The sequence below is a fragment of the Flavobacterium sp. LB2P53 genome, from assembly GCF_003970305.1.
Taxonomy (GTDB): domain Bacteria; phylum Bacteroidota; class Bacteroidia; order Flavobacteriales; family Flavobacteriaceae; genus Flavobacterium.
This window is the reverse complement of record NZ_RYDG01000014.1, coordinates 26,563-51,506: the sequence shown is the minus strand read 5'-3', so window position 1 is coordinate 51,506 and position 24,944 is coordinate 26,563. Positions and strand designations below refer to the sequence as shown.

Genomic DNA, 24,944 nt, shown 5'->3' with positions numbered 1-24,944 from the left:
TTTATTAACTTTGTAACATGAATAAATTACAAGAATTAAAAAAACATTTAAAACGAGGAAAAGTATACCGTAGGGCTGATTTGTCCAAATGGTCAAAATCCGTTGACCGCCATTTAGATGAGTTGGTGCAGGAAGGCACTTTGCAAAAACTGTCACAAGGCTTATACTATTATCCCGAAGTAACAGTCTTTGGAGAAACACCTCCAGAAGAAGAAGTATTGGTGCGCTCTTTTCTCAAAGACAAACGTTTTTTGGTAACTTCCTTAAATGCTTATAATTCTCTGGGAGTAGGAACCACTCAGTTATACAACAGCAAAACGGTTTACAACCACAAACGTCATGGAGATTTCAACCTCGGCGGTATGACATTTTCATTTAGGGTAAAACCTCATTTCCCATTAAAAGCCACCCCAGAATTTTTATTGGTAGACCTGTTAAACAATCTCGACCAATTAGCTGAAGACCCAAAAGAAGTAGTGTCAAAAGTGAGATTGAAAGCAAAAACAATGGATGCTAAAAAACTAAAAAAATCACTTCAGGAGTACGGCAGTGTTAAAGCAAAAAAATTGTTGGAACCTGTTATAACAGCACAATATGTCTGATTACTTACACAACCATAAAAACTTCCGTGATCTGCTCCGTATTGTAGGAGCAGAATTAAATATCGAACCTGGACTTATCGAAAAAGACTATTGGATTATGCATGTGTTGTTCGGGCTAAAACAGCAAGGGTTTCAATTCGAACTCAAAGGAGGTACTTCTCTATCTAAAGGGTATGGAATCATACACCGTTTCTCCGAAGACATTGACCTCCATATCAAACCACCGGCTGAAATGGAAATAAATGAAAACCCAAACAACAATAAGCCCCGGAATATTCAAAAAAGAAAAGATTTTTATGATGGATTGGCAGATGAAATAAAAATAAACGGAATCATAGCAGTAAAAAGAGATGAAACATTTGACGACCTAAAGCAATACCGCAGTGGAGGCATACGATTACATTATGAGAGTATAATGGAAACAATTGAAGGAGTTAAAGAAGGAATTTTACTGGAAGTTGGATTTGACACGGTAACACCAAACAACCCTCTAACAATATCGTCTTGGGCATACGAAAAAGCAATACAGCAAAAAGTAGACATAATTGACAATCGGGCTGTAGATATTGCCTGCTATCACATTGGGTACACTTTTGTCGAAAAATTACAAACAATTGCAACCAAATTTAGGCAGGAGCAGGAAGATAAAATAGAAAGACAAAATTTGATGCGCCAGTACTACGATGTCTATAGTCTGTTACAAGATAATACAGTAAAATCATTCATAGGCACAAAAGAATATCAGAAACACAAAGAAGCTCGTTTTCCTCCCAAAGACTATGAAATACTCATTGCTGATAATGAAGCTTTTTTATTGAAGAATTTAGAACTTAGAGAGCGATTTATAAAACGCTATAAAAAAACGGCAAAATTGTATTACAAAGGCCAACCTGACTTTGACGAACTACTTGTTGAAATCGGTAAATGGGTTGAGAAATTGTAGTTTTCTAAATTAAGCCATGCTTTTGAATAATTTTAAATCTAAATATTTCATTATATTTGCTATGGGTGGATTCTAAAATTTTCGAGTCAAAATTGAGGAGCAAAAGCAAGACCCTAGGATAATAAAAGTTATTAAAACGTAACGATATCAACCGGTTAGAAATGGAATACAAATCCCTCTTTCTCCGCAAAAGAAAAACCTAATTTTTTTTCATATTTTTATATATACTTTTTTCTATCACTCTAATCTCTAAAGTGTTCGACTGTGAAAAAGAGTTCGACAGTCGAACTCTAACGGTTCTTTTAAACACAACTTTTTATCTTTAAAAAACTTAGAATTATTGAAAAATGTTAAAAACAGTTAGGTAAATATTTTAAACCTAAAAAATAATCATTGAATTAAAAAAAAAAATCAAATCACTTAAAATCAAATGATTACATTACAATTTTAAGCTGTCAAAAAAAGTTAATATAGGAATTAGGTGTTCGATTGTAGTCCCATCGACTCCACTTTAAAAAAATAGTAATAAGCTGTATTTTAAGCTTTTACGATTTTTTTATTTTACTATTTCCCAACAAAATAAATTAAAATTTATTTACAATAGAATACAATCCTATTTTTTGTTTTTAGCTTGTAAATTCCATTCCTGATTCATAGAAGCGTTTCACAGAAAACATTGTTATATGGCTTTGCATATCCCTCTTTTATCAAAATTTCGTTTAAAACTCTACCAATCATTTAGAATTAGATAGCCAAGTTTGCTTTATTGCAACCTAAATAGTTACAGATAGGATAATTCACTCCGCAATTAGGTTCGAACATAAGGGTGAATCAATGCGTAAAAAAATGAAAAATAATTAGAAAAAAACATCTAATTTTGATCCCAGAAAATATCATTAAAAAAGTGGTACAGTTTCACCGGAATACTTATTAAGTGGTTCGTTAACCGAATAAGGTGTCATAAATGTATGTGAGTTTTAAATAAATTTGTTCGTCTAAATCTGAAAATATAAAATTATAATGAATCTAAAAGTTATTAATAATTACGCCAAACTAAAAATAACTTTGTTTTTTTTACCGCTTATATTGTTATTGGTTATTCTTATATTTCTTTCCAGCCAAGATTCTTTAACTACTTTTAAGTATGTACAAATTCAAAAGGACTACTTTTTATATATTAACCATTATTTAGGTCAATATCCAAATTTAGAATACAATCTTACCCAATTAGGCGATGCCTCTGTTTTTTTGTCATTTATAATTATTTTCATCGTGTATGCTCCTAAAATATGGGAGGCAATATTAACAGCTTCATTGGCTTCCCTCCTGTTTTCTTACCTCTTAAAAAACTTGTTCTTAGTACCTCGACCTGCTCAAATTTTTGACAATCATAGTTTTATCATTGTAGGAAAAACAGCTATCGGATTTAGTAGTTTGCCTTCTGGGCATTCCATTACAGTTTTTACTATACTCACCGTTTTGTTGTTTGCATTTATACCTAAAAAGTTAAACTATAAAATCTTATGGGTCTTTTCTGTTGTATTTACAGGATTGATTATTGTGTTTTCCAGAGTGGGTGTTGGAGCACATCATCCGCTAGACGTGATTATAGGCAGTATTATAGGATATATTTCGGGTCTTATTGGTATTTTTGCCAGCCGAAAATATAAAATATGGAATTGGGTGAATAATAAAAAATACTATCCAATTTTTATTTTGTTGATTGTGATCTGCGGTATTTCATTCATCATCAAAATAAATCGAGAAAATTTCATCATATTTGATTTGGCGTTAATTAGTTTAATTGTTTCACTTTATAAAATCATTCATGTATACGTTAAAAAATAATTTAAAATTAACTCATTTTGTCTTATTGATGAGTTTTCTTAATTTTATATTCTTTCATTATCCGTTTTTTAAATTTGTGTTTAATAACGTTGAATATAAAAACTTGAACGGAATGTTTTTAATTCTTAGTTTGATGATTCTAATGTTAGTGCTAAATGCTTTCGTTTTTTTTCTGCTTTTTTTCCTGTCGCGTTATGTTGGGAAATTTCTTTTAGTGTTGTTCTTTATAATAAATTCAGTTGCCGTTTACTTCGTTAATACCTATAGTGTTATCATTGACGAAAGTATGATAGGCAATATACTTAATACCAATTATGACGAGTCTAGCAGTTTTTTTTCGTTCAAATTAGTTGTATACTTACTTTTTCTGGGCATAATCCCTAGTATTTATATCATCAAAGTTAAAGTCATAAATGTTACAGTAAAAAGATTTTTTGTCCTGATCTCATTGACTTTATTATTTATTTTAGGTTTAGTAATTGCCAATTCAAGTAATGTTTTGTGGATTGATAAAAATTCAAAAACTTTGGGCGGACTTGCAATGCCTTGGTCTTATACTGTAAATATTTCACTTTTTTATGCACATGAATCCAAAAAAAATGAAAAAGAAATTTTATTACCAAATGCAACAATAAAAGATAATCAAAAATCAGTTGTAGTTTTAGTTATTGGCGAATCTGCAAGAAGTCAAAATTTTTCTTTGTATGGATACAACAAAAACACAAATCCCCTACTCTCTAAAACTAATAATGTATTTCATTTTAATGCAAAATCGGATGCAACCTATACCACTGCAGGTGTGAAAAGTATTTTAGAACATAAAAACACCGATGATTTGTATGAAATTTTGCCCAATTATTTGTATCGAAATAATGTTGAGGTTATTTGGAGAACAACAAATTGGGGAGAGCCACCAATTCATATAAAAAATTATCAAAACAGAGCATTTCTAATGCCAAATTGCAAAGGCGATGGCTGTAATTATGATGAAGTACTTTTGAGCGGATTAAAGGAACAAATTTTAGCCAGTAAAAAGAATAAAATATTAATCGTTTTACATACAAGTACAAGTCATGGACCTACATACAGCAAGAAATATCCCTCTGAATTTGAGACTTTTAAACCCGTTTGCAATAGCGTTGAATTAGCTAATTGTTCTCAAACAGAACTAATCAATGCTTACGACAATACCATTGTGTATACCGATTATATATTAGCCAATATAATTAAAGATTTAAAGCAATTGACTACCTATAAAAGTACTATGATTTTTGTGTCTGACCATGGTGAATCTTTGGGAGAAAAAAACCTATACATGCATGGTTTACCTTTGAGTATTGCACCAAAAGAACAATATGAAATCCCTTTTATAGTTTGGTATTCTGATAACAGCTCAAAACATTTAAAACCTAATGAGATGTTGTCTCAAAACCATGTATTTCACAGTGTTTTAAATTTTTTAAATATTCAAAGTCCTATTTATAACGAAGAATTGAACATTTTTAAATAAGTAAAACTTCGTATCTCTTTTAGTAAAAACATTTTTAACCCTTGTAATTCAGTGCTTTTTATTCACAAACTATTTAAAATGATTACTTTCAAGAAATCGATCATTTGATTTATATTGTCAATATAGTAGTGACCAAAAGAGCATTACCGTTTTTCGGTTTCTGGCGTTGCGAGTTTTTAAGTCCTGCTTGACTATTTTCTGCTTGAAGTATAATCTTAATTAACCTGGATTTGTTGATTTGTAAAAGTATATTTGCTATTCTTTCCATATCTTGGTTGAGACACTATTTATCATCAACCGTCAATTCATTGCTAATTTAATTATAAAACTTCGAGGTCGGTATCTAACTAACCGCATATTATTTCTTTATGACAAATATTATTTGCCTTTACCATCCTTTTGATATAAATTATTAAATATTGTGCATCTAAGTAATGACTAAAATTTAATGTCGTATTTTAATAAAGCACTAAATTTCTTTGCCACAGATTAGCACAGATTAATTCGTTATGTAATTTTAAAAATCTTTTTAATCCTTACAATCTGTGGCAAAAACTCTTTTTAATAATTGCGACAATATATCTTTCTTGCTACTTATCAAATAAATACACTAACAACAAACATATTTATCACGTATAATCTGTTGAATTTAATATAATTTGCTTGAAAAATTAAATGGAAAACTGGTGATTTTAATGCGTTTGATTTGTGATATTTATCATTTTTAGAGCATTACTTTCAAAAAGACTATATTTGCAAAAAATTTAAGCAAATGACTACTTTTGAGCAATTCAATCTTCCTAAATCCGTACAAAAAGCGATAGATGATTTAGGGTTTACAACTCCTACTCCTATTCAAGAAAAAACATTTTCTGTGATAATGTCAGGAAGAGATATGATGGGAATCGCTCAAACCGGTACTGGTAAAACATTTGCTTACCTTTTGCCTTTGTTGAAACTATATAAATTTACTCCCGGGCATACCCCAAAAATAGTGCTCCTGGTTCCTACTCGTGAACTTGTTGTACAAGTTGCGGAAGAAATTGAGAAATTGACAAAATACATGTCGGTTCGTACTATTGGAATCTTTGGAGGTGTCAATATCAATACCCAAAAGAAAGCAGTGTATGCAGGTTGCGACATACTAGTGGGAACTCCAGGAAGAATCATGGATTTAACGCTGGATAATGTGATTCGTTTTGAAGAAATGCAAAAGCTGGTAATAGATGAGTTTGATGAAATGCTGAATTTAGGTTTCCGTACCCAATTGACCTCTATATTGGCCATGATGCCTAAAAAACGTCAAAACATTCTGTTTTCAGCAACTATGACAGATGAAGTAGATGCGATTTTGAATGATTATTTTGATTATCCTCAAGAAGTTACGCTTTCGGCATCAGGAACACCTCTGGAAAACATCAAACAAATATCCTATCAGGTTCCTAATTTCAATACCAAAATAAACCTTTTAAAACACTTATTGCAAAACAACGAAGACATGAGCCGTGTGCTGGTGTTTGTCAATAATAAGAAAATTTCTGATATGGTTCACGAACGAATCGAGGAGGATTTTGAAGGTCAGTTTGGAGTAATTCACTCGAATAAATCACAAAATTATCGTTTGAGTACGATGGCTTCGTTCCAAGAAGGAAATTTACGTGGTTTGATTACTACTGACATCATGGCCAGAGGTTTGGATATTTCTAATATTACCCACGTTATCAATTTTGAAATGCCTGAATTACCTGAACTATATATGCACAGAATTGGTCGAACCGGTCGTGCAGATGCTACAGGAACCGCTATAAGTCTTATCGCACCTCGCGAAGAAGAATTTAAAGTAGAGATTGAAGTGCTGATGAATATGGAATTAGCTATTGAACCTTTCCCAGAAACCGTAGAAATTTCATCAAAATTAATTGAACCTGAAAAAGAGAGACAACCGATCAAGTTTATGATGAAAAAACAAAAACTTGACGGAGATGGCGCTTTTCAAGAGAAAAGTAAAAAGAATAAAAAAGTCAATTTAGGCGGCCCTGGTGTAACTAAGAAAAAAACACATGGTTCTGTAAATAGGAATATGCTAAAAACCAGAGACAAAAAGAGAAAAGACAAGAACAAATAGTGATCAGTATTCCGTGTTTAGTGTTCATTTTCTAAATCCTGATTTTTTTCTGAACATCGGGGTCTAAAGATAAAAACAAAAATAAATAGTAAAAGTGTTGAAAAATAATTTCCGTTTTTCAACACTTTTTTTGTGAGTTTTTAATTTTAATTCTTAGTGAAAACCAAGCAAACCGGAGAACACAAAACAATTTTTTTACCAGTATCAGCAAGCAATCCAGTCTTTTTATTTCTTTTAAAAATCACTACATCATTGGTATATTGATGTGCTACTACAAGAAAATTTCCCGTTGGGTCAATGGTGAAATTTCGAGGTCCTTTTCCTAAACTACTGGTTTGCCCTTTCAATAGTAATTTTCCGTTTTTTAGAAGTTCAAAAATGGTGATATTATTTGCTTCGCCGCGATTAGAGGCATATAAAAACTTCCCGTCAGGTGAAATATGGATATCCGCAGCACTAAATGATCCTTTGAAATCTTTGGCTAAAATAATCGTTTCATCAATCTTTGTCAATGTTCCGTTAGAATAACTAAATACTGTTAGCGCGCCGTCCAGTTCCTGTAATAAATAAACAAATTTACCATCTTTGCTAAAGGTTAAATGTCTGGGTCCACTCCCGGATTTCACTGAAATGCTGTCTTTTAATTCTAAAACAGTGTGTTCAGCATTAGGATTATAAGCGTATGAATATACTTTGTCATTCCCTAAATCGTTAGACAAAACAAACTTTTTATCTGGAGAAAAATGAACCATGTGTACGTGCGGACCTTCTTGTCTTTGTGTATTAGTTCCTTTTCCATAATGTTGAATAACTTGCTTCGCTTCAGCTAGACTTCCGTCGTTATTTTTAGCAAAAACGGAAATATTTCCCCCGGAATAATTAGCAACAATTACATTTTTATCGTCATTGATTATGTAACAAGGATCCGCACCCTTGGAGCTTTGCTTGTTGATTAAGTCTAATTTTCCTCTTGCTGGATTATAGCTAAAAGAACTCACCGTACTTTTAGTCCCATTTTCGTTTACGGAATACACAAAATTATTATTTTTTGAAACCGTTAAATAACTGGGATTTATAACCTTTTCAGTCGCATTTTTAAAACTGAAATCGCCTGTGTTTGAATCAAAATCATATACATAAATTCCTTTACTGTCACAACTTTGGGTATAGGTTCCTATTAGTAAATTCAATTTGTTTTTTTGTGCATGAACACTTGTAAAAAGGAAGATTAATAGAAGAACCGCAAACGGCTTTTTCATGTTTTTAAAATTTATTAGAAAGCTAAAATACACATTATATTCCTAATGAATGTCACTAGTTTATTCCTTTGAAAAATTATAACAACTTCATCTAAAACTGTCAACAAATTTGTATTTTTGATTCCTGAAATTCAATGAACACCGTTGAAAACAAAATACAGTAAAGTAAACTCAACCTCAGAATGCATTTTAAACATCCCGAAATTTTATACTTTCTGTTCTTGTTGATTGTTCCAATTTTGGTTCATTTGTTTCAATTACGCCATTTCAAAAAAGAATATTTCACCAATGTTCGGTTCTTAAAAGCACTTTCAATTCAAACCAGAAAAAGCTCTAAAATCAAAAAATGGTTGCTTCTCGCCTGTCGTTTATTACTTCTAACTTGCCTTATTTTCGCATTTTCGCAACCTTTTTTCGAGTCCCAAGACAGCAAAAATGCCACCAATGAATTGTATATTATTTTGGACAATTCTTTTAGCATGCAAGCCAAAGGCAAAAAAGGGGAATTATTAAAAAGAGCGGTTCAGGAATTACTTGAAGAAACTCCGGAAAATGTAAATTTTTCTTTAATTACCAATTCCGAAAATTATTGGAACACGGATATAAAATCTGTTCGTAGTGCTTTACAAAATCTAAAATACAGCCCAACTCCGTTCCAATTAGACAATATAATGGCAAAAATAAAAGCGCATAAATCAGCTTTTAATAAAGATATCGTCATCATTACGGATGCGGTAGGTCTTGATGAAAAACAACTGAAAAATAGTGATGCAACTGATTCTCCTTCATTTATAATTCCAAAAGCAGAACAAAAAAACAATGTTTCTATTGACAGCGTTTTCATCCATAAAACAGTAGAAAATTTTTATGAAATTAGTGTCCAAATATCCAGTTATGGCAAGAATTTCAACCCGATTCCAATTTCTCTATACAATGAAAACAAGCTTATTGCTAAAACGATAACAACTTTAGACACAAAGAAAAAAAACCTCAGTTTCACGATTCCTAAACAATCCTTTCATGGTTATTTTTCTATAGTTGACAATGGTTTGTCTTATGACAACACGTTGTTTTTCAGTATTTCAAAAACGAAGAAAACCAACATTATCAGCATTGGAGAACTAGCGAAAAGCAACTTCCTTTCCAGAATTTATACCAGTGAAGAATTCAATTATAACAATTATACCTTAAGCACCTTAGACTATAATAAACTGGAAGAACAAGACGCAATTATTCTTAATGAATTGGATGAAATTCCGCAAGCTTTGATAACCACTTTGAACTCTTTTGTAGAAAAAGGCGGCAATTTAATTGTGATTCCTTCGGCGATAAGTTCCATTACCAATATAAATTCTTTTTTGTCGAATTTTGGAAACCTCAAATTTAGTTCTTTAGAAAACAGAGAAAAACTGATTACTAAAATCAACTTCAATCATCCTATATTCCATAGTGTTTTTGAAAACAAAGTGACTAATTTTCAATATCCAAAGACAAAAAAATCTTTTGTAATATCCAGTTCCTCTCCTGCTGCTTTGTCTTATGAAGACCAAAGCGTTTTCTTGACATCGATAGCAAATTCGGTTTCAGCAGTTAGTTTTTTTGCTGCTCCTATTAACATCCAAAATTCAAATTTTCAGCAATCTCCATTAATTGTACCTACATTTTACAAGATGGCGATGCACAATCAAAACAACGGAGTAAATGCCTTGATAATTGGTAATAACAACCCGCATTTTATAGAAGCATCGCTAAACAAAGGCGCTATTTTAACGGCAAAAGGCTTAGACGAACAATTTATTCCTATCCAACAAATTCTGAATAATAAAGTCAAAATGACTTTCAATGATTATCCAATACAAGCAGGGAATTTCAGCATTTACAATACAAAAGAGTGGATTGAAAACATTAGTTTCAATTACAACCGAACCGAAAGTGATTTGGCTTCAGCCAATGAGACTATTCTTTCTGACTATAAAACAATCGAATCAATACCATCGTTCTTTGACACTTTACAAACTGACAGAACTGATAATCAAATTTGGAAATGGTTTGTTATCTTTGCACTGTTATTTCTAATAACCGAAATGGCAATTATACGATTCGTAAAGTAAATAACGAAGTTCAATACTTAAAAATCAATATAAAATGAGCATGAATGTACTTTAGTCATAAAAGTCAATGCAAATTTCATATTCAATCAAAAAAACAAATAGTATCTACATATGAAATTAATCCTCAGAGACGCCAAAATTATCGATTCGAAAAGTACCTTTCATAATAAGACTGCAGATATTTTAATTGTTGACGGTTTTATACAAAAAATTGGAACCTGGCTCCCAAATCTGGATAAAGCAGACGAAATACAACTCGATAATTTACATGTCTCCCAAGGCTGGTTTGACAGTAGCGTTTCGCTTGGAGAGCCTGGTTTTGAGGACCGTGAAACCATATCAAACGGACTTACCGTAGCTGCCAAAAGTGGTTTCACGGCAATCGCATTACAACCCAACTCCTTTCCTATTATTGACAATCAATCCCAAGTCAATTTTGTTTTGAACAAAGCACAAGGATTTGCAACTCAACTGTATCCTATCGGCGCTTTGAGCAAAGAAAGTGCAGGAAAAGACATGGCTGAATTATATGATATGAAAAAAGCGGGAGCCGTTGCTTTTGGAGATTATAATAAAAGTTTAGATAATGCTAATTTGCTAAAAATAGCCTTACAATACGTTCAGGATTTTGATGGATTGATTCTTGCTTTTTCCCAAGACGAAAATATAAAAGGAAATGGAGTGGCCAATGAAGGCATAGTTTCGACCCGACTGGGTTTGAAAGGAATTCCAAATCTTGCCGAAGAAATACAAATTGCACGGAATTTATTTCTGTTAGAATATACCGGCGGAAAACTTCATATTCCAACCATTTCTACTAAAAAATCAGTACAATTAATCAAAGAGGCTAAAGCTAACGGACTAAATGTAACGTGCAGCGTGGCAGTACATCATTTAGTTCTAACTGATGAAAAACTGGAAGGTTTTGATACCCGTTATAAAATTTCTCCACCGCTTAGAACTGAAACCGATAGGAAAGCATTACTGGAAGGAATAAAAGACGGAACGATCGATATGATTACATCCGACCATAATCCGATGGATATTGAGCACAAAAAAATGGAATTTGATGGAGCCAAGAATGGAACTATTGGTCTGGAAAGTGCTTTTGGAGCTTTGATGACTGTTTTGCCATTAGAAACCGTAATAGAAAAACTCACTTCAGGAAAAACAACTTTTGGCATCGAAACAGTATCAATTAATCAAGGTTCAAAAGCAAATATTACCTTATTTAATCCGGAACCAAAAAGCATTTTTACAAAATCATCCATTTTATCCAAATCTAAAAACACTGCTTTTTTAGGAACTGAACTAAGAGGTAAAGTGTACGGAATTGTGAATCAAGGAAAATTAATTTTAGCATAAAAAAATGAATACTATTAATAATAATAATTCAGAGTCAGGAAAGACGGCCGCAATCACCAGTTATATTTTAGGAATTGGCGTATTTATTGCCATGTCTATAAACTCCGAGGACAAAAATGAATTTGCTTCATTTCACATCCGTCAAGGACTGGGACTTACTTTAACATTCATATCTCTGGGATTAATCATCAGCAATTTTGACAGCCTAATGATTTCGGCTCCCATGTGGATTTTCGTATTTGTTTTATGGTCTTACGGTATTACCAGTGCTATAAAAGGAGAAACAAAACCGGTTCCATTATTGGGAACGTATTATCAAAAATGGTTATCAAACATCTCATAATCCCATGAATTTATCTTTAGAATATAAAATACGAGAACCTAAAATAAAATTAGACGAAAATCCACTTTTACTTTTATTGCACGGATACGGCAGCAATGAAGACGATTTATTTTCATTTGCAACCGAGCTTCCTGATGAATATTATATTGTTTCAGCACGTGCGCCTTATAACATGCAATACGGTGCATATGCATGGTATGCAATCAATTTTGATGCGGATCAAAATAAATTTTCGGATCACGATCAAGCCAAAGTTTCAAGAGATTTAATTGCCGGATTTATTGATGAATTAATTCAAACCTACCCCATAAATACTGAGAAAGTCACATTGATTGGCTTCAGCCAAGGATCTATATTGAGTTATGCAGTTGCACTTTCGTACCCTGAAAAGGTTCAGAAAGTAGTTGCGATGAGCGGGTACTTAAATTTAGAAATTGTCACTGAGGATTACCTAAAAAACAACTTTCATACCCTGAAAATATTTGCTTCACATGGAACAGTGGATCAAGTAATTCCAGTTGAATGGGCTAGAAAAACACCAGCAATAGTAGAAAATTTAGGGATAAATATAACCTACAAAGAATATCCTATAGGTCATGGAGTTGCTCCACAGAATTTTTATGACTTCAAAAACTGGATTTTAGAGAATGAATAAATAATATTTGTGCCGTATTCAGGTCTTTATAAACGGAATACGGCACCTTAATTATTTTTGGTACAACAACGATTGATTGACCTCAAAAGAAATACTTTTATCTTCATTGACAAAATATTTCAACAAAACTTCACCCCAAATTTCACCATCACTATAATCAGCAATAATCCATCTGTGGTTTAGTATTTTGACTTTGTTAATAATAAATTTATTTGTGCTAATTTGATCTTGACCCGTATACGGATTTCCCTTTGGGTTGGCGTTCAAATCCAATAATTTTTCAGTGACGAAAGGAATCAATTTCTCGTATTGAATTGTTTTGTTAGCGCTTGTAGTATCAAAATAATTTTGAGCATTCTCATTTTTTTCCAAAGAAAAATAGTTGGCATCCACTAATTGATTCGAAACCAAACTCAGACTGTCTCTTAATTTTTTAGTGGTTTTTTCATATCTAGTTTGCTCAAATACTACTTGTTTACTCAAAAACATATACGTAAAAACAGTAGAAAGCACAGCCAGAATAGTAAGGTACAGGAATAATGAATTTTTCATTTTAAATATAATTAAATTTTAATTTCTAGATTATCATAGGCGAGATAAACATGCTCGGGGAGATTTTTTTGAACCTCCTCGTGATACCCCATGATATGACTAATATGTGTAAGATAGGCTTTTTCTGGTTGGACCAAAGCTATAAAATCCAACGCTTCTTTTAAATTGAAATGCGTTTCATGAGACTCTTCCCGTAAAGCATTCACAACCAATACCTTTAGATTTTTTAACTTGACTATTTCACTTTTTTCAATAGTTTTCACATCCGTTAAGTAGGCAAAATCATCAATTCGATACCCAAAAACCTGAAGATTTCCATGCATGACACTGATGGGGACAACCGTTTTGTTGCCAATGGCAAATGACTGGTTGTTGACAACTTCAATAGTTGTAACAGAAGGCGCACCGGGATATTTATTGACCGTTTCAAAAACATAATCGAAACGTTTTTTTAGATTAGTTATAACCCGTTGATGTGCATAAATTGGAATTTTTCCTTGTTTGAAATTAAAAGGCCGAATATCATCGATTCCTGCGGTATGATCCGCATGTTCATGAGTAAATAAAATACCATCTACTTTCTGGCAATTTGACGCAAGCATTTGCTGTCTGAAATCAGGTCCGCAATCAATTACAAAAGAATAATTCTCCCAAGAAATCCATACAGAGACGCGCAGTCTTTTATCTTTAGAATCAGAGCTTTTACAAACAGGATGATTACTACCAATAACAGGAATGCCTTGTGATGTACCAGTTCCTAAAAAATATACCGTCAACTTTCTTTATTTTATTTGCAAAAATAGGGTTAATTCCCTTTCATTAGAAACCTATTTAACTAACTTTACAAAATATTAGCCATATTAAAAGAAAATGGATACAGAAATAAAATTAAAAGGTGATAAAATCATCGAACAAATCCCTTCAGTCAAAGATAAAGCACTTCGTATCAATTTGAACGAAAATATCTATGGAACTTTTGCAGAAATTGGCGCTGGACAGGAAACTGTAAGACATTTTTTTAGATCTGGTGGATCGTCAGGTACAATTGCAAAAGCAATGTCAGCCTATGACAAAGACTTTAGCGATGCCGTTTATGGAATTGAAGAGGACGGTCGTTATGTGACTGAAAGTCGACTCAAAAAAATGCTTTCTCATGAAGTAAATCTAATAGAAAAAAGGCTAAGCAGAGAAAAACATCCTAATAAAATGTTTTTTAGCTATGCGAATACCGTGGCCACTATTGACTTTGCCAAACAATTCAAAGGACATGGCTGGGTTGGTATTAGTTATCAAATTGAGCCGGATGAGGATTATAATGAAATTATTCTTCACATTCGATTTAAAGAAACTGATGTGCGTTTGCAACAGGAAACATTGGGTATTCTGGGCGTAAATTTAATTTACGGGGCGTATTACAAATACAATGATCCCAAACGTCTCTTGCGTTATTTGTATGACCATTTAGACAAAGATCAATTAGAAATAGACACCATAAATTTCTCAGGTCCACGTTTTGCTGATGTTGATAATCGTTTGATGAGTTTACAATTAGTCAAAAATGGAATGACTGATGCCGTTATGTTTAATCCTGATGGAATAAACATACTTCCTGCTGCTATATTATACAAGAAAAACATCCTTGCTTTTAGGGGTAGTTTTCGTCCGGTTACAAAAGTCAACATGGACATGTATGAGAAATCATTAAAAATGTTTTTAAATGAGAACAAGGTCAGTCCGGAAAACACATTAGTGATTTTTGAAATTACATTATCCAACCTACGATCTGATGGAGAAATCGATGAAAGAGATTTTATGGATCGAGCTGAATTACTCTGTTCACTTGGACAAACCGTAATGATTTCAAATTTTCAGGAATATTACAAGGTAGTGGAGTATTTTGCTAATTATACCAAAGCCAGAATGGGATTAGCCATGGGTGTGAATAATTTAATAGATATTTTTGACGAGAAATATTACCGTCATTTAAGTGGCGGAATTCTGGAAGCTTTCGGGAAATTATTCTACCGCGACATGAAAGTATTCTTGTATCCAATGATTGGGGAAAATGGAGAAATAATCACCTCCGAAAATTTAAAAGTACACCCAAGAATGAAAGAACTCTATAAATTCTTTAAATTCAACGGAAAAGTAGTTGATATAGATGATTATGATCCCTCTATTTTAGAGGTGTTCTCTCGTGAAGTTTTAAATATGATTAATAATGGAAAGCCTGGTTGGGAAACAATGCTTCCCCCTGGTATTGCAGAAATAATTAAGGAACACAGACTTTTTGGATTTGATCCTAATAAAGTTTTGAAGGAAATCAATTCGTGAATCAGTAGTCAAATTTTGAGTTAAATTAAAAACAAAGTCTAGAGCTGGGGTCGATTAAAACCGCAGATCTGGACTTTGTTTATTATTAAAAGTTGGTTTGCATTTATATTTGCAAATGCAATAAAGGATGACACCACGGAATCCTTATTTTAGTATCTGAGTAGCATGCACTTTGGTTTTTACAGCCGAGATAACCTCATCAATAATCCCGTTTTCATCAATTACAAAAGTAGTCCTGTGGATCCCGTCATACTCTTTTCCCATAAATTTCTTGGGACCCCAAACCCCAAAAGCCTGTATCACTGATTTGTCTTCATCTGCAAGTAATGGAAAAGGAAAGTTATACTTTTCCTTAAACTTGGCCTGTGCTTTTTGAGCATCGGCACTAACGCCCAGAAGAGCATAATTGTTTGCTTCAAATCGCTCGAAATTATCTCTTAAGTCACAAGCCTCGGCTGTACATCCTGGCGTATTTGCTTTTGGATAAAAGAAAATTACTAATTTTTTACCTGCATAATCTGTTAATTGATGTAATTTTCCATCTTGATCCAGACCTGAAAAATCAGGTGCTTTATCTCCTTTTTTTAATGTTGTCATTATTTTTATTGATTTGAATTTGAATTTTGCTAATGCCGCCGAAATTGTTTTTCTTTACCAATCAAATTTAATAAATAATGAATAAACAGGAACGTGTAATTTTTGTTATAAATACGTTAAAAAAACTATATCCTACGATTCCAATTCCCTTGGATCATAAAGACCCGTATACGTTGCTGATTGCCGTTTTATTATCCGCACAATGTACGGATATTCAAGTAAATAAAATCACTCCTTTACTTTTTGCAAAAGCAGATAATCCGTTTGATATGATCAAAATGTCTGTCGAAGAAATTAAGGAAATCATTCGGCCTTGTGGCTTATCGCCAATGAAATCAAAAGGAATTCATGGTTTATCCCATATATTAATTGACAAACATGGCGGAAAAGTACCTCAGAGTTTTGAATTTCTGGAAGAATTACCCGCGGTAGGACATAAAACGGCCAGTGTTGTGATGTCCCAAGCTTTTGGAGTTCCAGCCTTTCCGGTTGACACACACATTCATCGCTTGATGTACCGCTGGAATTTAACCAATGGGAAAAACGTAGTTCAAACAGAGAAAGATGCTAAACGCCTTTTTCCTGAAGCAATTTGGAATGACCTGCATCTTCAAATTATTTGGTACGGAAGAGAATATTCTCCGGCTCGTGGCTGGGATTTAGATCAGGATATTATTACTAAAACTATTGGCCGAAAAACGGTTATTGATACATATTATAAAAAATAAAGTATGCTAAAAAACCGCTGCTTCCAAATGGAATAAGCGGTTTTCTAGTCTTTTACAATCCAAATAAAATAGGAAAGCTGCTATTTCTTGGTCAATTCGATATAATTTCGAAATTTTTATTGTCTATTTTCAGTATGCTTAACGCCTTAGAATAGCTTAATAAAAAAGAAATTGTTTCTTTACTGGGTTTCATTGTTTGAGAAACTAATGATTTTTTTGAGTAAGTTTTTGCCATAGAGTAATACAAATTTGTTTTCTATTACAACGCAGCAAGTTTCAGTATATTGTCAATTAGTCAAAACAATTTGGTGTTTATCAATCACTTTTCTCAAATTCATCAAAGCGTAACGCATTCTCCCTAAGGCGGTATTGATACTCACTCCTGTTGTCTCTGAAATTTCCTTAAAACTCATATCCTGGTACATTCGCATCACCAAAACTTCTTTTTGATCAGCAGGAAGTTCTTCTATTAGTTTTTTTAAATCCAGTTCGACTTGTTCCGATATTATTTTGTTTTCTATGGTCAACGAATCATCGGACATAATTGAGAAAATGGAAAACTCTTCCGTTTCTCTGAACATGGGCATTTTTTTAGTTTTTCGGTAATGATCAACAACCAGATTATGGGAAATACGCATTACCCAAGGTAAAAATTTACCTTCTTCATTATACGAATTTGATTTTAAAGTTTTTATTACTTTGATAAAAGTATCCTGAAAAATGTCTTTGGTAATATCTCTATCCGGAATTTTAGAATATATAAAACCAAAAATTTTTGATTCATGCCTTTTTATCAATTTAGCTAAGGCATCCTCATTACCTGAGATGTATTCCTTTACCAATAATGCGTCAGGGAGTTGTATATTAACCATAATTATACTTTTTAGTTTTTAATTAAAATTGGAGAGTTTTCTCTAAAAAGTAGTTTTGTATATAGGCTAAAGAGTTTTTAGGTTTATTAAAGTTTTCAAATTTAACCAATTATTATTTTAAGATCCAAGTAAAATTAATATAAATTAACAGATGTTCATTGAAATTTGTTAAAATTTTTCTTGTTTTTTCACATTTACAACACAAATAGCATGCCGATGAATACATTCAAGTTGTTTGTAATTTCAAAATATTTAGCAGAATAATCAAATTCGCCAATTTTATTTCTAAAACTCCACTAATTATTCGTTTTTTCCAAAACTGAAATTCCATATAACAACCAGTAAAAATCTTATTTCCAATCACTTTTACAGAACGAACAATAGTTTCATTTGGTGATGGATACAATTCCCAATTAGATCCATTAAATTCTAATAATCCCTCATAGTTTGCAAAGAAAACATAATGATTTTGATCTTGAGAAATCATCCAGTTTAGATTTCCTGCACCATAAGTAGTAGAGAAATATTTTACAATTGGCGGTAGCTCTTGCGAAAAATACAAAAAGATATTAAATATAATTTTGTTTTCAAAAGTTCTTGTTATTAATTTTTCAAAAATAAAATTAAAAATAGTATTTATTTATTGGATTGAAAACATTAAAACGATACAAGAAGAAAAGCACTTTTCAACCGTGCTTTTTATGATTATTTGTGAGTTGTTCATTCCCTTTTCTCTGTTCAAAATTGATTACTTTTGTAAAAATTATCATTTTTATGCAAGTTGACCTTTCGAAACTAGATCCAAAGAAAAATATTATTATAAAAGGAGCGCAAGTACACAACCTAAAAAATGTAGACGTCGCCATTCCCCGCAATAAATTAGTGGTTATCACGGGACTTTCGGGTTCTGGAAAATCAAGCTTGGCTTTTGATACTTTATATGCCGAAGGACAACGCCGTTATGTAGAAAGTTTATCTTCGTATGCGAGACAATTTCTTGGACGATTGGATAAACCTAAAGTGGAATACATCAAAGGAATTGCTCCGGCAATTGCTATTGAACAAAAGGTGAATACTACCAATGCCCGCTCTACTGTAGGAACCTCAACCGAAATATACGATTATGTAAAATTGCTTTTTGCCAGAATTGGACGCACGTATTCGCCTATTTCTGGTCGGGAAGTCAAAAAAAATAACGTTACCGATGTCGTTACCGATGTCAAAACATTTGCAATAAACAGCAAATGGTTGCTGCTTGCTCCGATTCATCTGGAAGAAGGGCGAAAACTGGAAGACAAACTAAAGGTCCTATTACAGCAAGGTTTTGCCCGAATATTAGTGAATAACGAAATGGTTCGTCTGGACGACTTACCGGATTCACTAGATAAAAAAGAAATATTCTTAATCATTGACCGAATTGTAGTCAATCACGATACTTCCGGAGAAGAAGAATTCTACAATCGTCTTGCTGATGCGGTGCAAACTGCTTTCTTTGAAGGAAAAGGGATCTGCCATTTACAAGAATTAAACGCTGATAAAAAGTATTCCTACTCCAATAATTTTGAGTTGGATGGTATTACATTTCTAGAACCCAACGTTCATTTGTTCAGCTTCAATAATCCGTATGGAGCATGTCCCGTTTGTGAAGGATATGGAAATATTATAGGAATTGATTCCGAATTAGTCGTGCCAAATACCACTTTGTCTGTTTATGAAAACGCAATCTTCCCTTGGCGAGGAGAAAGTATGAGCTGGTTTCGCGACGAATTAGTAAATAATGCCTACAAATTTGATTTTCCAATACACAAACCGTATTATGAGTTGTCTGAGGATCAAAAAGAACTAATTTGGAATGGAAATAGCTACTTTCAAGGGCTGAATGATTTTTTTAAAGAACTGGAAGAAAAAAATTATAAAATTCAAAACAGAGTAATGCTTTCGCGCTATCGAGGCAAAACCAAATGCCATTCCTGCAAAGGAAAACGCTTGAGAGTAGAAGCTTCCTACGTGAAAATAAACGCAAAAACGGTTTCTGATTTAGTTGATTTACCGATTAAACATCTGGTAACCTTTTTCGAAAACATTGATTTAGATGTGTATGAAAAGCAAATTGCGAAGCGATTAATGGTTGAAATCAACAACCGTCTATCGTTTTTAACCGAAGTAGGATTAGACTACCTTACATTAAACAGAAATTCTGCAACACTTTCTGGAGGTGAATCACAACGCATCAACTTAGCCACTTCATTAGGGAGCAGCTTAGTGGGTTCAATGTATATCTTGGATGAACCCAGTATTGGTTTACATCCAAAAGATACAGAACGTTTGATAAAAGTATTGTTATCGTTACGCGATTTAGGCAATACGGTCATTGTGGTAGAACACGATGAGGATATCATGAAAGCCGCTGATATGATTATTGATATAGGTCCGGAAGCAGGAACTTTAGGCGGGCATTTAGTCGCGCAGGGAACCTATGATGAAATACTAAAATCTACTTCACTTACAGCAAAATATCTAAACGGTGATTTAGAAATTACCGTCCCTAAAAAACGAAGACTTTTCAAGAATTTTATAGACATAAAAGGAGCACGAGAAAATAATTTACAAAATATTGATGTTACTTTTCCACTGGATGTATTAACGGTTATTACAGGAGTTTCTGGAAGTGGAAAAAGTACGCTTGTTAAGAAAATCCTTTTTCCGGCCATGCAAAAAAAGTTGGAAAACGCAGGTGAAAAAGCAGGACAATTTACTGAAATGACCGGTTCTTTTGCTCAAATTAAACACATAGAATACGTAGATCAAAACCCAATAGGAAGAAGTTCCCGTTCTAATCCGGTGACGTATATCAAGGCGTATGATGATATCCGAGAATTGTATGCTAAACAAAAACTATCAACGATTAGAGGCTATCAAGCCAAACATTTTTCTTTTAATGTTGATGGAGGGAGATGTGAAACATGTAAAGGGGAAGGTGCTATCAACGTAGAAATGGTTTTTATGGCTGATGTACAATTACCTTGTGAAACCTGCAACGGGAAACGATTCAAAAAAGAAGTACTGGAAGTCGCTTTTGAAGGTAAAAACATTCACGATATACTAACGATGACAATCGATGATGCTATTGCCTTTTTTATAGCAAATAAACAGACTAAAATTACTCAAAAATTACAGCCTTTGCAAGATGTGGGATTGGGATATGTTCAATTAGGCCAATCATCTTCTACTCTGTCCGGAGGCGAAGCCCAACGAATAAAACTGGCTTCATTCTTAGTGAAAGGAGCTACAAAAGACAAAGCCTTATTTGTTTTTGACGAACCTACAACGGGACTGCACTTTCATGACATCAAAAAATTATTAGCGTCTTTCGATGCATTGATTGATAAAGGACATTCAATTATTGTTATTGAACACAACCTTGATTTAATAAAATGTGCGGATTGGATTATTGATTTGGGGCCTGAGGGCGGGGAAAATGGCGGGAAATTATTGGCGGTAGGAACTCCGGAACAAGTTGTTAAAATAAAAGAATCTGTTACGGGAAAATATTTGAAAGATAAATTATAAATATTATCCCATATAACATTTCTCTTCAAAAGTATTTCCATCTTCATCAATAGCTACAAGTATTTTTTTAGCTTTTGAGGAAACCTGTGTAATATAAATCCAGGCGATGGACCACAGTCCTAATGTAATGCAACAGATACAAAAATTAAAAAGATGATCTACTTTTTTTCTTTTTTTCAATAAAATAGCGAAGGGCAACTTGTCGTTTCGTTCCAACACTATAAATCCATGGTTGGTTTTATTTTCCAGGATGGAGGAAAACTTTATAAAATTCTCCTCGGTTATACTTGTATTGCTTTTCATATTATTTCAGATAATTTATCTCTAATTTTTTTACTAGTAGTGACAAAATGACGTTTACAAAAATAATGGCAATTTTAGAACTTCACAATACCCACTTTTAGTGATATTTTGCATTTCTATTTTTTATTAAATATAAAAAAAATAATTATAAATACATGAAAATAAGTGACTTAATACGTAACAATCCGAAAATAAATAATATTTAGGTGAATTTTTTTACAACCAAATTCAGAGCTTCGTTTATCTCTATTGAAATAACAAACTTGTAATTAATATAAATATATAAAATGGCTACTAAAATAGATTTTAATCCTATGCTTATGATTGGATGAAAAGGAAATTCCCAAAAATAAAACATCAAGAACAATACAAAAGTTATCGCAAGTGAATATAATGTCTGTATTGTAAACGGATACAAGTGCATACGCTTGACTACAAAAAGCAGTTTAGCCAAACTATACAGCGTTATTGATAACAAAGTAGCTACAGCAGTTCCTGTTATAGCATATCTTGGTATAAAAAACATATTCAGTCCTATTGTTAGAAAAACAAGTAATAAACCTAAAAACAAGACCATACGGTAGTATTTTGAATTAAAAATAATAGCATTATTATTTCCTAAAATCAAATCAAAATATTTAGAAATCCCTATCAAAAATACCACTAGAATTCCTCCACTATACTCTTTTGGAACCATTATATACAACTGGTTGATATTGACAAAAATACACAGCATTACAAAACCGCCTACAACTTGCAAATTAATTGATGTTTTTTTGTACAAATCATTTAATTCATCCTGCTTATTCTCATGCATTAACTTAGCCGTTATGGGATATGTAATTTGATGCATCGCCCTACTGGGAACTGCTATGACAGATGCAATATAAGTAGCAACGGAATAATAGGCTATATTCTCAATTTTAATGTATTGATTCAGCATAATTTTATCAATATCCAACAACATAACCGCAACACTACCTGATAAAATAATGAAAAAAGTATATACTAAAACATCTTTAACATTTTGAGGAATGGAGAACTGAAATACGGGTTTTTTTATTCGGAAAGCATAAAACATCGTTATAGCAAAAGCCATAAAATAAATAATAGCAGTAACATAAATAAATTCTATTACTGTAATCCATTTATAATAGACTCCAATCAAAGCAAATAAAGAAAATAATCTTAGCCCTACCTCTTTCACAAAATTTCCAAAAACCGAATGCATGTGCACTCTGGCCCAAGCATAAAAGATCTCGAAATAAGCCATACTAAGTCCTATAAAAGGAATCAGCCATAAATAATCCTTAACTACAGGATTTTCTTTGCTCAAGTATAATGAAATAGGTTCAAAAAAGAAAAATCCAATCAATACTAAAGGAATACACAACAAGAAAGGAATTAATACAGTAAACGAGAGAAACTGAGAGCGTTCTTCCTCTGTTTTATACTGGGTATAAAACTTCACCAACGTATTTTGCATACCAAAAGCCAGCAAAGGCATAATGATATTTGCCCAAGAAAGAATGTAGTTTGTTAAAGCATAAAATACTGTTCCTAAAAAAAACGGATACAAATAAAGTGTATTTATTGCCCCAATACCAAAACCAAAATAGGTAATTATTGTATTCTTTAAAGATTGATTTAATACTATTCCCATTTCTTTATCATTGCGAGACACAAAGCAATCTCACTTTTAATTTATATTTTATTAAGCAGTTCAACCAATTCTTTTGTAAGATTTTTTCTGGAATAACGCTGTAATCCAACTCCATTTACTTGCAATTTACCTTCCAAAAACTGATTATAAAAGTCCAAAATTACACTTTTAAGTTTCATTTTCTCCGAATAATCAAAAAATATGCCTGTGTTGGTAGTGGTAATAATTTCGGCAAAATCAGAACCTTTGGGACCAATTGCAATAATTGGACGGCTGGAAACCATATATTCAAATAATTTTCCAGGGATAATGCTTTTAGTCTCTTGAGAATTAATTTCGACAAGCAACAAAACCTGGGATTTTCTTTGATGTGCAATCGCTTCTGCATGCGAAACATATCCCAAATTATTCAAATAGGAATTTAACCCGAATTGCGTCATAGTTTCCAAAACTTCTTGACTGACTGCTCCGATTAGCTTTATTTCTACATGCGATTTGAACTCCGGAATCTCATTAATTAATTCAACCAAACTCTCCCATAAAATCAGAGGATTTCTCTCGGAAAGAAAAGAACCAATGTGTGCCAAAGAAAATTTAGAATCTAACGCTTGTTTTTCGACTTGCTCCGTATCATACCCATTGGTAATTACCGCAATGGGCTTATTTGTAATCGCTACAAATTCAGTTTTAGTAGTTTTACTCGTGACTATAATGGTATCGGCTGTATTCAAAACCTGGTGTTCTAGTGCTTTGTGTTTTTTAGCAGCAAAACTCGACAATCGCAAGGATTTGTGATAACCAATAGTGGTCCATGGATCCCTGAAATCAGCAAACCATTTTAAATCTAATTTCTGTTTTAATTCCATTCCAATAAGATGCAGACTGTGCGGTGGTCCGGAAGTAACTATGGTATCAATATTGTTTTCTACAATATATTTCTCCAGATAAGCAACTGATGGTTTTACCCAAAAAACACGTGCATCTGGAATAAAAAGATTCCCGCGAATCCAAAGAAACGTTTTATCCAGAAAAGATTGTTTTTTTTGATTTGGAATAATCCCGGAACTGATTTTTTGGGTTTTGTTTTTCGAAAGAAACGAAGCCAGTTGATACGGTTCAAAAATTTTCTGTTTCAGAATAATGGTCTTATCCGAAACTTCTTTAACCAAGTTTTCATCAACAATAGGATAAGTTGGATTCTCCGGAATATACACAATCGGCTGAATGCCAAAATCTGGCAAATACTTAACAAACTTTAGCCAACGTTGTACCCCAGGTCCTCCAGCCGGTGGCCAATAATAGGTAATTATTAAAATTTTTTTTGGTTCCAAGTTTAGGATTTTGTTGTAATTGATTTTAAATCCGTAAAAAACAAAGTACTGTTTTGATACAATCCTTTTGAAATAATGTAAAAAGCCGGTAAAGCGGGGATTACTGAATAATATTTAAATTTGTCAGGTATAAATAAGTAAATACCAAACAATACTCCAAAAATAAAACCTAATAAAAAAAGTAACAACAATATTTGTTGAAACGATTTTAAACCGAATAATTCTATCATAAT

22 protein-coding genes are annotated in these 24,944 nt (G+C 32.7%); 12 read left to right on the top strand and 10 right to left on the bottom strand.

Annotated features, from left to right (window positions below; translation table 11 throughout):
* Positions 1–17 precede the first annotated feature (17 nt).
* From EKL95_RS13920 to EKL95_RS13895, 5 genes are all read left to right on the top strand, one after another.
* The gene (locus EKL95_RS13920; RefSeq protein ID WP_126555485.1) at positions 18–602 is read left to right on the top strand and encodes a DUF6088 family protein; all 585 of its coding nucleotides are present in this window, start codon (positions 18–20) and stop codon (positions 600–602) included.
* Entirely contained in the window at positions 595–1,545 is a 951-nt protein-coding gene (locus EKL95_RS13915) for a nucleotidyl transferase AbiEii/AbiGii toxin family protein (RefSeq protein ID WP_126564451.1), read from the top strand. The genes EKL95_RS13920 and EKL95_RS13915 overlap by 8 nt, the downstream gene beginning before the upstream one ends.
* Before the next feature lie 1,020 nt (positions 1,546–2,565).
* Entirely contained in the window at positions 2,566–3,393 is an 828-nt protein-coding gene (locus EKL95_RS13905) for a phosphatase PAP2 family protein (protein WP_199736846.1), read from the top strand.
* On the top strand, positions 3,374–4,903 hold the full coding sequence (gene eptA, locus EKL95_RS13900; protein ID WP_126564449.1) for a phosphoethanolamine--lipid A transferase EptA: 1,530 nt from the start codon (positions 3,374–3,376) through the stop codon (positions 4,901–4,903). Before EKL95_RS13905 ends, eptA begins: the two co-directional genes overlap by 20 nt.
* A 772-nt stretch (positions 4,904–5,675) precedes the next feature.
* Complete coding sequence (locus tag EKL95_RS13895; protein ID WP_126463381.1) at positions 5,676–7,028, top strand: DEAD/DEAH box helicase; 1,353 nt, start codon at positions 5,676–5,678, stop codon at positions 7,026–7,028.
* Between the two features lie 146 nt (positions 7,029–7,174).
* On the opposite strand, the gene EKL95_RS13890 is transcribed toward EKL95_RS13895, so the two are convergent.
* Positions 7,175–8,287 (bottom strand): lactonase family protein, encoded by a 1,113-nt coding sequence (locus EKL95_RS13890; RefSeq protein ID WP_126463383.1) that lies wholly within the window; start codon positions 8,285–8,287, stop codon positions 7,175–7,177.
* A 182-nt stretch (positions 8,288–8,469) separates the two neighbouring features.
* Between EKL95_RS13890 and EKL95_RS13885 the strand changes: the two genes are divergently transcribed.
* From EKL95_RS13885 to EKL95_RS13870, 4 genes are all read left to right on the top strand, one after another.
* Positions 8,470–10,398, top strand: a complete 1,929-nt coding sequence (locus EKL95_RS13885) for a BatA domain-containing protein (protein WP_126564448.1) — start codon at positions 8,470–8,472, stop codon at positions 10,396–10,398.
* A gap of 111 nt (positions 10,399–10,509) precedes the next feature.
* Complete coding sequence (locus EKL95_RS13880) at positions 10,510–11,763, top strand: dihydroorotase (protein ID WP_126564447.1); 1,254 nt, start codon at positions 10,510–10,512, stop codon at positions 11,761–11,763.
* Positions 11,764–11,767: 4 nt separating this feature from the next.
* Positions 11,768–12,106 carry a DUF4870 domain-containing protein gene (locus EKL95_RS13875; RefSeq protein WP_126564446.1) on the top strand — a complete coding sequence of 113 codons (339 nt, stop codon included), beginning with the start codon at positions 11,768–11,770 and terminating at the stop codon, positions 12,104–12,106.
* A 4-nt stretch (positions 12,107–12,110) separates the two neighbouring features.
* Positions 12,111–12,761 carry an alpha/beta hydrolase gene (locus tag EKL95_RS13870; protein ID WP_126564445.1) on the top strand — a complete coding sequence of 217 codons (651 nt, stop codon included), beginning with the start codon at positions 12,111–12,113 and terminating at the stop codon, positions 12,759–12,761.
* A 51-nt stretch (positions 12,762–12,812) separates the two neighbouring features.
* On the opposite strand, the gene EKL95_RS13865 is transcribed toward EKL95_RS13870, so the two are convergent.
* Together EKL95_RS13865 and EKL95_RS13860 are read right to left on the bottom strand one after the other, a co-directional pair.
* Entirely contained in the window at positions 12,813–13,313 is a 501-nt protein-coding gene (locus EKL95_RS13865) for a hypothetical protein (RefSeq protein WP_126555469.1), read from the bottom strand.
* A gap of 11 nt (positions 13,314–13,324) precedes the next feature.
* Positions 13,325–14,089, bottom strand: coding sequence for an MBL fold metallo-hydrolase (locus EKL95_RS13860; RefSeq protein ID WP_126564444.1), 765 nt, complete (start codon positions 14,087–14,089; stop codon positions 13,325–13,327).
* Between the two features lie 94 nt (positions 14,090–14,183).
* Between EKL95_RS13860 and EKL95_RS13855 the strand changes: the two genes are divergently transcribed.
* Positions 14,184–15,647 carry a TonB-dependent receptor gene (locus EKL95_RS13855; protein WP_126463394.1) on the top strand — a complete coding sequence of 488 codons (1,464 nt, stop codon included), beginning with the start codon at positions 14,184–14,186 and terminating at the stop codon, positions 15,645–15,647.
* Between the two features lie 144 nt (positions 15,648–15,791).
* Here EKL95_RS13855 and bcp read toward each other — a convergent pair whose 3' ends face one another.
* Entirely contained in the window at positions 15,792–16,244 is a 453-nt protein-coding gene (bcp, locus tag EKL95_RS13850; protein WP_126564443.1) for a thioredoxin-dependent thiol peroxidase, read from the bottom strand.
* Positions 16,245–16,321: 77 nt separating this feature from the next.
* On the opposite strand from bcp, the gene EKL95_RS13845 reads away from it, so the two are divergent.
* The gene (locus EKL95_RS13845; RefSeq protein WP_126555464.1) at positions 16,322–16,972 is read left to right on the top strand and encodes an endonuclease III domain-containing protein; all 651 of its coding nucleotides are present in this window, start codon (positions 16,322–16,324) and stop codon (positions 16,970–16,972) included.
* A gap of 287 nt (positions 16,973–17,259) precedes the next feature.
* Here EKL95_RS13845 and EKL95_RS13840 read toward each other — a convergent pair whose 3' ends face one another.
* Positions 17,260–17,844, bottom strand: a complete 585-nt coding sequence (locus EKL95_RS13840) for an RNA polymerase sigma factor (protein ID WP_126562083.1) — start codon at positions 17,842–17,844, stop codon at positions 17,260–17,262.
* Between the two features lie 226 nt (positions 17,845–18,070).
* Positions 18,071–18,406: a hypothetical protein gene (locus tag EKL95_RS13835; protein WP_317125168.1), complete on the bottom strand. Its 336-nt coding sequence runs from the start codon at positions 18,404–18,406 to the stop codon at positions 18,071–18,073.
* A 212-nt stretch (positions 18,407–18,618) separates the two neighbouring features.
* Here EKL95_RS13835 and uvrA point away from each other — a divergent pair, with 212 nt between their 5' ends.
* Positions 18,619–21,414 carry an excinuclease ABC subunit UvrA gene (gene uvrA, locus EKL95_RS13830; protein WP_126564442.1) on the top strand — a complete coding sequence of 932 codons (2,796 nt, stop codon included), beginning with the start codon at positions 18,619–18,621 and terminating at the stop codon, positions 21,412–21,414.
* A gap of 3 nt (positions 21,415–21,417) precedes the next feature.
* On the opposite strand, the gene EKL95_RS13825 is transcribed toward uvrA, so the two are convergent.
* From EKL95_RS13825 to EKL95_RS13810, 4 genes are all read right to left on the bottom strand, one after another.
* On the bottom strand, positions 21,418–21,717 hold the full coding sequence (locus EKL95_RS13825; protein WP_126463404.1) for a hypothetical protein: 300 nt from the start codon (positions 21,715–21,717) through the stop codon (positions 21,418–21,420).
* Between the two features lie 202 nt (positions 21,718–21,919).
* A complete protein-coding gene (locus tag EKL95_RS13820; protein ID WP_126564441.1) occupies positions 21,920–23,380 on the bottom strand; it encodes a lipopolysaccharide biosynthesis protein in 1,461 nt (486 codons plus the stop codon).
* A 41-nt stretch (positions 23,381–23,421) separates the two neighbouring features.
* A complete protein-coding gene (locus tag EKL95_RS13815) occupies positions 23,422–24,711 on the bottom strand; it encodes a glycosyltransferase family 4 protein (RefSeq protein ID WP_126564440.1) in 1,290 nt (429 codons plus the stop codon).
* 2 nt (positions 24,712–24,713) lie between these two features.
* Positions 24,714–24,941 carry a hypothetical protein gene (locus EKL95_RS13810; protein WP_126463410.1) on the bottom strand — a complete coding sequence of 76 codons (228 nt, stop codon included), beginning with the start codon at positions 24,939–24,941 and terminating at the stop codon, positions 24,714–24,716.
* Between the last annotated feature and the right edge of the window lie 3 nt (positions 24,942–24,944).

Bases quoted from the DNA above. Each gene is read 5' to 3' on its own strand.
- EKL95_RS13920 (WP_126555485.1), top strand. From the start codon at position 18: ATGAATAAATTACAAGAATTAAAAAAACATTTAAAACGAGGAAAAGTA.
- EKL95_RS13915 (WP_126564451.1), top strand. From the start codon at position 595: ATGTCTGATTACTTACACAACCATAAAAACTTCCGTGATCTGCTCCGT.
- EKL95_RS13905 (WP_199736846.1), top strand. From the start codon at position 2,566: ATGAATCTAAAAGTTATTAATAATTACGCCAAACTAAAAATAACTTTG.
- eptA (WP_126564449.1), top strand. From the start codon at position 3,374: ATGTATACGTTAAAAAATAATTTAAAATTAACTCATTTTGTCTTATTG.
- EKL95_RS13895 (WP_126463381.1), top strand. From the start codon at position 5,676: ATGACTACTTTTGAGCAATTCAATCTTCCTAAATCCGTACAAAAAGCG.
- EKL95_RS13890 (WP_126463383.1), bottom strand. From the start codon at position 8,287: ATGAAAAAGCCGTTTGCGGTTCTTCTATTAATCTTCCTTTTTACAAGT.
- EKL95_RS13885 (WP_126564448.1), top strand. From the start codon at position 8,470: ATGCATTTTAAACATCCCGAAATTTTATACTTTCTGTTCTTGTTGATT.
- EKL95_RS13880 (WP_126564447.1), top strand. From the start codon at position 10,510: ATGAAATTAATCCTCAGAGACGCCAAAATTATCGATTCGAAAAGTACC.
- EKL95_RS13875 (WP_126564446.1), top strand. From the start codon at position 11,768: ATGAATACTATTAATAATAATAATTCAGAGTCAGGAAAGACGGCCGCA.
- EKL95_RS13870 (WP_126564445.1), top strand. From the start codon at position 12,111: ATGAATTTATCTTTAGAATATAAAATACGAGAACCTAAAATAAAATTA.
- EKL95_RS13865 (WP_126555469.1), bottom strand. From the start codon at position 13,313: ATGAAAAATTCATTATTCCTGTACCTTACTATTCTGGCTGTGCTTTCT.
- EKL95_RS13855 (WP_126463394.1), top strand. From the start codon at position 14,184: ATGGATACAGAAATAAAATTAAAAGGTGATAAAATCATCGAACAAATC.
- bcp (WP_126564443.1), bottom strand. From the start codon at position 16,244: ATGACAACATTAAAAAAAGGAGATAAAGCACCTGATTTTTCAGGTCTG.
- EKL95_RS13845 (WP_126555464.1), top strand. From the start codon at position 16,322: ATGAATAAACAGGAACGTGTAATTTTTGTTATAAATACGTTAAAAAAA.
- EKL95_RS13840 (WP_126562083.1), bottom strand. From the start codon at position 17,844: ATGGTTAATATACAACTCCCTGACGCATTATTGGTAAAGGAATACATC.
- uvrA (WP_126564442.1), top strand. From the start codon at position 18,619: ATGCAAGTTGACCTTTCGAAACTAGATCCAAAGAAAAATATTATTATA.
- EKL95_RS13825 (WP_126463404.1), bottom strand. From the start codon at position 21,717: ATGAAAAGCAATACAAGTATAACCGAGGAGAATTTTATAAAGTTTTCC.
- EKL95_RS13820 (WP_126564441.1), bottom strand. From the start codon at position 23,380: ATGGGAATAGTATTAAATCAATCTTTAAAGAATACAATAATTACCTAT.
- EKL95_RS13810 (WP_126463410.1), bottom strand. From the start codon at position 24,941: ATGATAGAATTATTCGGTTTAAAATCGTTTCAACAAATATTGTTGTTA.